Source organism: Paenibacillus terrae (genome assembly GCF_000943545.1).
Lineage (GTDB): Bacteria > Bacillota > Bacilli > Paenibacillales > Paenibacillaceae > Paenibacillus > Paenibacillus terrae_A.
This window is the reverse complement of the sequence record NZ_JTHP01000064.1, coordinates 23,707-34,506: the sequence shown is the minus strand read 5'-3', so window position 1 is coordinate 34,506 and position 10,800 is coordinate 23,707. Positions and strand designations below refer to the sequence as shown.

Annotated in this window: 8 protein-coding genes and 1 pseudogene; 7 read left to right on the top strand and 2 right to left on the bottom strand. The window is 46.5% G+C overall.

Annotated features, from left to right (window positions below):
* The 6 genes and pseudogenes from QD47_RS23975 to QD47_RS23950 all read left to right on the top strand — a co-directional run.
* On the top strand, nt 1-218 hold a 218-nt coding region (locus QD47_RS23975), incomplete at its 5' end, for a thymidylate synthase (RefSeq protein WP_235332343.1).
* A gap of 19 nt (nt 219-237) precedes the next feature.
* A complete protein-coding gene (locus QD47_RS23970) occupies nt 238-726 on the top strand; it encodes a dihydrofolate reductase (protein WP_044648484.1) in 489 nt (162 codons plus the stop codon).
* A gap of 238 nt (nt 727-964) precedes the next feature.
* Nucleotides 965-2,452, top strand: coding sequence for a glutamate synthase subunit beta (locus QD47_RS23965; RefSeq protein WP_044648483.1), 1,488 nt, complete (start codon nt 965-967; stop codon nt 2,450-2,452).
* Between the two features lie 669 nt (nt 2,453-3,121).
* On the top strand, nt 3,122-5,509 hold the full coding sequence (locus QD47_RS23960; RefSeq protein ID WP_044648482.1) for a type IA DNA topoisomerase: 2,388 nt from the start codon (nt 3,122-3,124) through the stop codon (nt 5,507-5,509).
* A 409-nt stretch (nt 5,510-5,918) separates the two neighbouring features.
* A pseudogene (locus QD47_RS23955) lies at nt 5,919-6,511 on the top strand (aldo/keto reductase); the annotation flags it as partial.
* 263 nt (nt 6,512-6,774) lie between these two features.
* The gene (locus tag QD47_RS23950; RefSeq protein WP_235332342.1) at nt 6,775-7,344 is read left to right on the top strand and encodes a hypothetical protein; all 570 of its coding nucleotides are present in this window, start codon (nt 6,775-6,777) and stop codon (nt 7,342-7,344) included.
* Between the two features lie 89 nt (nt 7,345-7,433).
* Here the strand turns inward: QD47_RS23950 and QD47_RS23945 are convergent, their stop codons facing one another.
* Nucleotides 7,434-8,198 carry an HAD family hydrolase gene (locus QD47_RS23945; RefSeq protein WP_044648481.1) on the bottom strand — a complete coding sequence of 255 codons (765 nt, stop codon included), beginning with the start codon at nt 8,196-8,198 and terminating at the stop codon, nt 7,434-7,436.
* A gap of 65 nt (nt 8,199-8,263) precedes the next feature.
* Nucleotides 8,264-9,181 carry a hypothetical protein gene (locus tag QD47_RS23940; RefSeq protein ID WP_044648480.1) on the bottom strand — a complete coding sequence of 306 codons (918 nt, stop codon included), beginning with the start codon at nt 9,179-9,181 and terminating at the stop codon, nt 8,264-8,266.
* A 438-nt stretch (nt 9,182-9,619) separates the two neighbouring features.
* Here QD47_RS23940 and QD47_RS23935 point away from each other — a divergent pair, with 438 nt between their 5' ends.
* A complete protein-coding gene (locus tag QD47_RS23935; RefSeq protein WP_044648479.1) occupies nt 9,620-10,777 on the top strand; it encodes an MFS transporter in 1,158 nt (385 codons plus the stop codon).
* Nucleotides 10,778-10,800 lie beyond the last annotated feature (23 nt).

The following is a 10,800-nucleotide window of genomic DNA, read 5'->3' as shown; positions in this document are numbered from 1 at the left end:
GTTTGGAGCCGGGCGAATTCATTTGGTCAGGCGGCGATGTGCATATTTATTCAAATCATATGCAACAAGTGCATACGCAGCTGGAGCGTGATCCTTATCCATTGCCTCAGCTCAAAATCCTTCGTAAACCGGATTCGATATTTGATTATACGTACGAGGACTTTACTTTTGAGAACTACGAATATCATCCGGGTATCAAGGCGCCAGTCGCTATCTGATTTGGGGGAGCTGTGAGTTATGAGCATTTCGATGATATGGGCTATGGCACAAAACGGCGTCATTGGCCGGGATAACAGTCTTCCTTGGCGCCTGCCGAGAGATATGGCATTTTTCAAGGAGCAGACCATCGGTAAAACCGTACTCATGGGGCGCAAGACATGGGAATCCTTTGGCGGAAAAAGCCTGCCTAAGCGGCGTAACGTTATTTTGACCCGTGATCAGAGCTACCTGGCTGAAGGCGCAGAAGTGATCCATTCTCTGGAAGAAGGACTCCAATTGGCGGCGCAGGAAGAGCTGATGATCATCGGCGGTGCGGAGATTTATTCACTGTTCTGGACACATGCTGATCGGCTAATCGTCACCAGGATTGATGAGAATTTCGAGGGAGATACGACTTTTCCTGAGCTGGATTGGAACGGCTGGAATGTAGTCAGTGAAACTCCCGGTGTCAAGGATGAAAGAAACCCGTACGACTACCGTTTTGTCGTTTACGAGAGGACGAAGTAAGATTGGGCTACATTTGACCTCGCTCATTTGAAAAATTAATGAACCATATAAAAAATCCTTTTGGCTGTTGATGCAGAAAGTTGCATAAGTTTTCATTACTTTTGTGCTGTATTGTGATACAATAAATCAAATTCAACGAGAATAGACCCTTTCATGATACAAACAGACAAATTCGAATTTAGCTCAAATTCTGAATGGATGAACGGGGTTCATAAGCGAAGAGATGGGGGAACGTAACATGTCTACACCAACTGGATTTATGGAATACACACGACAGCTCCCTACAGACCGGGATCCGGCAGAGCGTATTAAGGATTGGGAAGAATTCCATAAGCATATGTCCGAAGAAGAGCTGCGTACCCAAGGGGCACGTTGTATGGACTGCGGAACTCCTTATTGTCATACGGGGATGGACATCATGGGAGCGACTTTGGGCTGCCCAGTTCATAATCTGATTCCGGAATGGAACAATCTCGTATATCGCGGTTTGTGGAAGGAAGCGCTGGATCGGTTGCACAAGACGAATAACTTCCCGGAATTTACTGGGCGTGTCTGTCCTGCGCCATGTGAAGGTTCCTGTACGGTCGGCCTGATCGGGCAATCTGTTACGATCAAGACGATTGAGGAAGCTATTATCGAAAAAGGCTTTGAGGAAGGCTGGGTTGTCCCTAATCCGCCGGAGAAGCGTACAGGCAGACGAGTGGCTATTGTCGGCTCGGGTCCGGCAGGACTGGCTGCTGCTGCGCAGCTTAACAAAGCAGGACACAGCGTAACCGTGTATGAGCGTGCGGATCGTGTTGGCGGGCTGCTGATGTATGGCATCCCTTCCATGAAGCTGGACAAAAAGGTTGTTCAGCGTCGTGTGGATTTGCTGGAGGCGGAGGGCATTCAATTCATTACGAATACAGAGATCGGAAAGGATATTCCTACCGATCAGCTGATTGCTGAGTATGATGCGGTTGTACTGTGCGGTGGCTCTACGAAGCCGAGAGAATTCAATATTGAAGGTAGCGATTTGAATGGAGTTCATTATGCGATGGATTATTTGAATGGTACCATCAAGAGCTACCTGGATTCCAACCTGGAAGATGGCAACTATTTGTCCTCTCAAGGTAAGGATGTTATTGTGATCGGTGGTGGTGACACAGGTTCGGATTGTGTAGCTACTTCTTTACGTCATGGCTGTCGAAGCGTCACTCAATTTGGCACACATGCCAAAGCTCCTTTGGAACGTGACCCAGTTGTCAATCCTTGGCCACAATTTCCAAACGTGTACTCTCTCGATTATGCACAGCAGGAAGCGAAGGCAATATTCGGGGAAGATCCGCGTGAATTCTCCATCATGACAACGAAGTTTGTAGGTGATGAGAACGGTAATTTGAAAGAGCTGCACACGATTCAAATTCAGCGTATTGTCGATGAAACGGGGCGTAAAATCTATCAGCCGGTTCCAGGTACGGAGCGTGTATTCCCGGCACAGATTGCTCTCATTGCGATTGGATTCGACGGTCCTGAACAAACAATTGTGGAGCAAATTGGTTTGGAAACTGATCGTCGTTCCAACGTTAAAGCACGTTACGGGAAATATGTTACGAATGTAGATAAGGTTTTTGCTGCTGGTGATATGCGCCGCGGGCAAAGCCTTGTTGTGTGGGCCATTAATGAAGGTCGGGAAGCCGCACGTGAGGTCGATAAATACCTGATGGGCGCTACCGTTTTGGTGTAAATATAAGTTATATATTAGTTATCCAGTCAAAGCTCCATCCTCGGATGGGGCTTTGTTGCGTTTAAAGGACTAGCGTGCTCAGGTTAGTAAAATGCGAATGGATAACCATTGAATTACGAGATTTTTCTAAAACATTATTTGTTATCATTGTATGTAAAGCGCTGTGAATTTAATGTCATATAATATGACTTTATTAAAATTTAAAATCTCTAAGTCTGTTTTATACAGCGATCATAACATAAAAACAGGAGTGAAGTGTAGCTTTTTTATTGAATAATGAAATTATTTTGCGGAAATAATCAAAAATTCGTTTTATGTGTTATGTAAAATAACATAAATATAACTCGTATAGTTATGTAAAAGTGATTTTAGATGAAAATTCATTTAAATCATCATCCTGTATAGCTCTTCTACATAGACCTTATAGATAATGACAGTAACTATTATCGTTACAAGGTTTCGTAAATCATCACCTGAGAGAATGATGCTATCTATGGTATAATACACGTATATTGTTGGAGCGCTAGACCAAGTGAATGGACAAAGGAGCTTTCGCCGGGAGAAGGCTCCTTTTGCATGAGGCCCTGCTTGTATTTCATTTACCTTTCGTTTATTACGTGTGAGTCAGGGAAGGGAAGCAGAGGGCCGTCAGGAAGGAATGGAATATGAATGAAGACGTTAATTATTGCTGAAAAACCGGATATGGGACGCACCATTGCGGCTGTTATGGAGCCGAGGGCTAAAAATAACCGTACCTATCTGGAGGGGGAGAAATATATTGTAACTTGGGCGATCGGTCATTTGCTGGGTCTTGCTGAGCCGGATGCATACGATGCCAAGTACAAACGCTGGAATATTAAAGATCTTCCCATTATCCCCGAGCAGTTTAAAATTGTACCGAATCCGAAAACAAAAGATCAGCTGAAAATAATTGGTGAGCTGGCCAAACGCTGTAATGCAATCGTGAATGCTTGTGATGCGGGGCGAGAGGGGCAATATATTTTTGCCTTGATTCAACAGCAGTTAAAGCTGCGTCAGCCGGTCAAGCGACTATGGATCTCAGATTTAACGGCGGAGAGTATTGCGGTAGGCTTTGAACGCTTGCGAGATGCGTCGGAGTTTGAATTTCTAACTCAGGCTGCGCGGGCACGAAGTGAAGCAGACTGGTTGATCGGTATGAATGCTTCCAGAGCCTTTACAACACGGCATAACGCGTTACTGTCAGTCGGACGGGTGCAGACTCCTGTACTGGCATTGATTCATGACCGGGAAAAGGAAATTGAAGCGTTTCAGTCTCAAACCTTTTATGACGTGTGGGCAGAGTTTAAGCAAGATCAGACCAAGTATAAAGGTGCGTGGCAAGGAGATCGGCTGACCAAGCCGGAAGAAGCTGAGGCGATAGCAGCGGCAGTTCGCGGAAAAACAGGTAAAATCACAAAATATGATACGAAGCAGACGAAGGAATATCCGTTCAAGCTGTACGATTTGACGCTGCTTCAACGTGAGGCGAATGCCAAGTATAGTTATTCAGCCAAAAAAACACTGGATGTGGCACAAGCGCTCTATGAGCGGCATAAGGTCATTTCCTATCCGCGTACCAATTCCAACTATGTAACGGAGCAAAATATAGACGGCATGCACAAGGCGCTTCGTATGCTGGGCACAGGTCCTTATGCAGATCTGGTACAGCAAGCGAACCCCAATTTGGTCCATAAACAGAATAAAGCTGTCTGCAATCCAGCCCGTGTTGAGGATCACCATGCTATATTGCCTACGCTGAAAAGACCGGGAACACTCAGCAAAGAGGAACAAAATGTATATGACCTGATAATCCGCAGGTTTTTGTCACATTTCTTCCCGCCTGCCGAATATAAAATGCATACTGTGATGACCCAGGTGGACAAGCATCTGTTCAAAACAAGCATTAAGGAGCTTCTGTCCTTGGGCTGGAAGGTAGTTCTAAGCAAGGCTGATCAGGATAAAGGCAAAAAGAGCAAAGCACCGAAGAAAGAGGAAGAAGAGGAAACGGACGAATGGACGGACAAGAAGTTTGAGATTGATGCAGGTCGTCTGGTGGATTGCATTCGTGCCGAGATGAAAGAAAAGGCGACACAGCCGCCTAAAAGCTACACAGAGGGCACATTGCTAAAAGCAATGGAGAGCGCAGGCAAGCAGATGGAGAACGAGGAATTACGTGAGGTCATGAAGGATGCTGGATTAGGTACGCCTGCGACACGTGCCGCCACCATTGAACGATTGAAGAAGGTCGGCTACATTGAAATGAAAGGCAAAAAGATTCTCATTACGGATAAGGGGAAAATGGCAATTGACCTGATCCGCAACGCAGGGGTGGATCTGCTAGCTTCGCCGGAGATGACAGGACAATGGGAACGTCGTCTGCATCAAATTTCCAAGGGAGAAGCTGCCCAGGAAAAGTTTATGGATAACGTTAAAAAGTTTACGTTATCCATTATTGACAAGGTGAGGCAGCAACCACCGGCTCCAGCAAACGCTTTTGGCGAGGAAGCGAGGGGCAAACGCTCGGGTAGTAAGGGAGCCACCCGTAGTGGAGGTGCAAGCGGAAGCATCACCACCCAAGGGGCTGCGCGCGCTCCGTCACGGCGTATCAACAACTCGGGCGGAGCATCGTCACCGGAGCAAGTGCCATCGGGCGCAGGAGGGCGTACTGCGTCTGCATCGGGTTCAGCTGGGAGTAGTTCAAGCGCGAGGGCAGCGCGAGCTTCGCCCGCCGGGCCGTCGGGCACTTCGCCGGGCCAAAGGCAGGCTTTAGGCAGCTGCCCGCGGTCGAATTGCGGCGGGAGCATTATCGAAGGCCGCAAGGGGTACGGGTGCAGCCACTACAAGCAGGGCTGCGGCTTTGTCGTCTGGAAGGAATACGCTGGCAAGCAGATTACGGAAACGATGCTCAAGTCTCTGTTGACGAAGGGACAGACACAGCTGCTATCTTTTAAGCGTAAAGATGGATCGACCGTCAAAGCAAGAATTGTTCTGAATGAACCAGGTACAGGGCAACTTAGCGTTCGTGAGGAAAAATGATACAGGTACAGAGTATGATTTTCGACAGATTGAAAAAGAAGGCTTTTTTAGCTGTCATCAGATGATTTCTGAATTCATCAGGAGTCATCTTTTTTTGTGTTCTGTACACCAAAATTCCCCATAAGAGATGCTTGTATTACATTTTATTAAACATTTGTAAGCTTCCAACCGATAGAACAAATAAGGGTTATGCAAAAGTATTTTTTCTAGGTAGTTTATAAAGCGAACTCTATGCATAGAGTTCAAAAAACTTCCCTTAGCGGACTGTGCAAATCAGGAAGTAAAGTTGTATTATGTGTTTTAAAACGTGAACGCGATCGTTTCACATGAAAACTTTTTTAAAGGAGATGATGGAAGGATCGTGGAAGAGAATACGGTGAATGTAGCAGGCTCACTGTAATTACGCAAGCTGGGCAACTCGGATTTAAAGCTGTCACCGCTTGGGCTTGGGTGCTGGCAGTTCAGCAATGGAAAAGGGATAGTCGGGAAATTCTGGCCGGTGCTGCGGCGGGAGGATATACGGAAAATCGTTTAGAAGGTGGAATTAATTGGTTTGATACCGCCGAAGCATACGGTGGCGGACAGTCTGAACAGCTACTGGCCGGCACGCTGAATGAGATCGGAGGACCGCTCGCGGAACAGGCGAATATCGCTACGAAATGGTGGCCGGCCTTTCGCACCGCAGGGAGTATCACAGCAACGATTGATGAACGTATTCGCCATTTGGATCAACGAACGATTCACCTCTACCAGGTGCATTCGCCTTACTCCTGTGCATCGGTTGGTGCCGTGATGAATGCGATGGCTAAACTGGTTGGGCAAGGAAAGATTAAATATGTGGGCGTAAGCAACTTTTCTGCGCAACAAATACGTGAAGCCGATCGTGTGCTGCGTGAGCACGGCCTTCGCCTAGTTTCGAATCAAGTGAAATACAGCCTACTCGACCGGAGAATCGAACAGAACGGAATTCTGGACACGGCCAAAGAGCTCGGCGTGGCGATCAGCGTATAGATGATATAAGCCAAATCCGTTGGCTTGCAGCAAAGGATTGTCCATGATGAGTGAGCTGTAGCTGGAAAACAATTTTGCCGGTTTTTGTTGCAAGTTTTATGTCCAGGGTTAGGGGAAAAGGGACAGGCGCTGGCGAAACCGTTGATTTGAGCTACGGCAGAAGGCCGGAGAAAGGGGGCGGTTATGTCAAAAAATCGTACTGCTTCAGCAAAGAAAAGACTGATGAGATTTTACGACGATGCCGGAGCAAAAAAATGACATTCACCGAATACATTTTTTACCAAATGACCCAGGGATTACTGAACCATGCTCCCGGGAAGCGGCGCGTATTTGTTTCGATGCCCATGGATTTGCAGCTGCTGCTGAACTATTCGCCGGAGACTATGCATGGCAATTACGTCGCAAGTCTTCCTATGCAATTTTTCCGGGACGGGGATTTAGAAAAGCAGGTGAAATCCGCATTCAAATGGTTCAAAAGGGGGGTTCCCCATGCGCTGTCGCTCTTTTTTGCTTCGTTTTCTAATTCATATCGAAAATATAAACAACAGTGCCTTGAATTGTGTATGAAAACGATGCCTGAAAGATTCCCCTTGTGGAATTTTTCCATCGCCTTGTCCAATCTGGGAATTATATCGTATTCAATTATAGAAGAATGGGTGGATACCATCTATTTTTCCATCAAAAACCAGTCGTTATTGCTCACAACGGCTACGCTTTCGGGACGTTTAATGATGGAGGTCAGTGTATTGGAGAATCTTTACGATTCGGAAGAAGCCTTTGGTCTTTTTGACCGGATTTTATCTGTGGAACAATTGTTGAAGTAAAAAAATATCCCCTCCAAGTTCTCTCTAGCCTCATGATACCATGTGGACTTTTTTGAGTGTCTACTTGAAGGGGAGATTAGCGGTGCTCTCTAGCCGAGGGTCCTATTTTGTTGATGCAATTGAATGCTTTCGTGTATCACTCGGGGTACTTCTGTTAGCTTCTGAATCGTATACATCACGGAGTTAACGTTTTTTTGCAACTCAACCATATTGTAAACCCATTCCTTGGGCTGCTTGAGATACACGGCATGAATGCCTGCCGCAAGGGCGGGAGATACATCGGTGCGCAGGGAGTTTCCAATCATCCAGGTGATGCTTCGGTCAAAGCGGTTCATCTGAATAATTTCCTCCAGTGCCTCGACATTTTTATGCTGGCGAATGTAAATTCGATCATCAAAATAGTTAGCCAGCTTCATCTGTTCAATCTTCTTTTCCTGAATGACCTGCTCACCGCCGGTGTAGAGATGCAGGGAATGTCCGGCTTTTTGGAGCGAGTTTAACGTTTCGACCATCCCGGGATACGGTTCAATTTCCTGCTCGTACACACTTCGGCCAAGCGAGCGAAGCTCCTGCTCTTCCCGAGGATCTGTACGGCGTCCGAATTGCTCCGAGAAAAAGTGGTACGTATCAATCAAGGACTGTGGAAAATGCTCGCTGGCAAATCCTACCTGATGAACACCAGCCACATCAATTTCGATTTGTTTTTCACGAATTGTATTTTTCGTCAGGTTATGGGCTGCAAACCATTCCTGAAGCAAATCAAAAAAGTGGTTGAGAATAAGGTCGAAATACTTGTTGCAGTGGACCAAGGTGTCATCAAGATCGAATAATATGTGCTGCTTCGGATACGACATGTTGCATACTCCTTCCAAGCCAATGCTTTAACGATGTTCGGTTATAACGGAGAACACAGTTCCAATTACAGTCCGATATAGGATTCCAAAAATACCTGTAAATCAGCCGCTCCGTCGGGGCGAATGCTGAATTTTTCCTTGTGATAACGTCCAATATGGATACGGAGCAGGCCAGCTACTCGCAAAATCATCATATCAGACATGAGCGTGTCTTCCAATCGGCTCAAATCATGACGCATATCTTCGAGAGATTTAGGGCCTTGAGCCACGTAACGCAGAATCCGCAGACGTTGCGGGTCATTTACCGCCCGAGTCAGCCGAAGCAGGAGTGTAGGCGGTTCTTCCTCGCTTTCTTCGGGAACGTCTACCGGATACTGGATCAGCAGCATACGGGTATAAAAACAGTACGAATTGATCGGACGGTTATGGACGACTGGAAACAGAACAACGGTATCCAAATCTTCCATATGAGGCACGATCAATCCGGCTGTGGCGTATTCAACCAATGCTTCCGGTTCCATTTTGTTCAGAAGCATACGTTTTTCTGCAGCGTCTTCCTCTGCCAGCACACGCAGTTCGCTTTCCATTGCCCGGAAGTAGTCCCGGTCCCATAATTTGAGGAGAGGGGCGTACACCTTGCGAATGCGCAAAGATTCTTCAAAGGTTAAAAAAGGAACATGTGGAACAATCAACTCGAACATATCTTCATCCGGGCCGTGGTCCAAATAAGCGATATAATCAGATATTTCATCCGATTCCGGTCGAAGCAAAGCCCAAACATAAAGCGCGTCATAATCGCTAAAAGGGCAATCCTGCGCTGTAGCCAGCTCGGTGCGAACTTCGTTTTGTAGCCGTGCATCCACTTTGTCGATCCACTCATGGCCCAGGTCCATATCGTGTACCCATTTTTTGGTTACATAGGCCATAAAGCTGCCGAGTAATTCGTAAATTGGAGAAGTGTCTATTTTAATTTGATAACTCATGGAATCAAATGCCTCCTATTCTGTCTTCGAGCCCAGAGCGGTGAACGTAATTAAGCCCGTCCATAAGCAAAACATGAGCATTTTGAAATTGCTCACTTATTTATTATGGCTTGTTCTGCTGGGCATTGTCCACTATAATATAAAATAGTGCGCTGTGACGTGATTGGGTTCGGATTGAACATACAAGACTCCCTAACGATGCGGAGTCGGTTACATATCAGACAGACTTTCCGTAAAATCGTCATCTCAGATGGCGATTTTTTTCATCTTTTCTTTTATGCACTAAAAATACCGAAATTTGCATGTATTCTGGCTGTGTTTGCATGAACGCTATACATAGTTAAGGATATCTATTGATTATGGAATCAAATGCAAATCATTCCTTAACATTCATTTTAAGATATTGATTTTTTACATGTTATTTCAGGAGGAACCATGATGTCGTCGTCAATGCGGGTGCATTATTTTATCTTAATTGCGGTTATTGTTGTGGCCGGATTGTGTCAAGGGCTACTGTTGCCGATTTTGTCCATCTCTTTGGAACAGCTGGGTGTTTCTTCTTCCATGAACGGAATGAATGCCGCTGCTTTGTATATTGGTTCATTTGCTATGACGCTGGTGGCTGAACGGACATTGGGGTGGTTGGGCTTCAAAAAGCTGATGGCCGGAGGACTTGTGCTTGTACTTTTTACGCTGCTGCTATTCCCGCTAATTCCAGATATCCGAGTGTGGTTCGTATTGCGACTGCTAGTCGGAATCGGGGACAGTGCATTGCATTATTCTGCCCAGCTGTGGATACTGCTAGTGACTCCGGCAGAGAATCGTGGGCGTAACATTTCTTTTTATGGCATGTCCTACGGGCTGGGGTTTGCACTGGGCCCGCTTGGATTGTGGTTGCTTGATTATGGAATGCTGGTTCCGTTTGCAGCGCTGGCTTTGTTGTGCTTGCTCGTTCTGCTGCTGGTGCTCATGAAGCTGCCGAATTCCAGACCGGAAAAGCTGGAAACAGAGGCACGCCCAGCACACAGATTCCGGCGCAGCTATAGCTGGGCATGGTACGCGCTGCTGCCTGCATTTTTGTACGGTTATATGGAAGCCAGCCTGAACAGCAACTTTCCGGTATATGGCCTGCGCATTGGCTTTCATACCGATGAGATTGCCGCGCTACTCCCCTTTGTCAGCTTGGGCGGATTAGTTCTCCAGTTGCCGCTAGGTATATGGAGTGATCGTTGGGGCCGTAAAAAGGTGCTTATAAGCGTAGGCATAGCGGGTGGATTGATCTTTATGTTGATGCCATGGAGTGGCAATCATTTTATGCTGACACTGATATTGTTGGCGGTGGCGGGTGGTTTGGTAGGCTCCTTTTTCTCCTTGGGGCTGGCTTATGCGGCCGATCTGCTGCCCAAATCATTATTGGCCGCCGCCAATGTGCTGGCATCCTTTCATTTTAATCTGGGAAGTGTGATTGGACCTAACATTAGCGGGGCGCTACTGGACTATGGAACCCAAGGCAGCATGTTTCTGGTTCTCGGGGGCAGCTACGTCGTTTTCGGGTTGTTGGGATTGTTATTTCGAAAAAGAATATCGACGGCATAAAACTGCGGTTTGCATGGTATTTG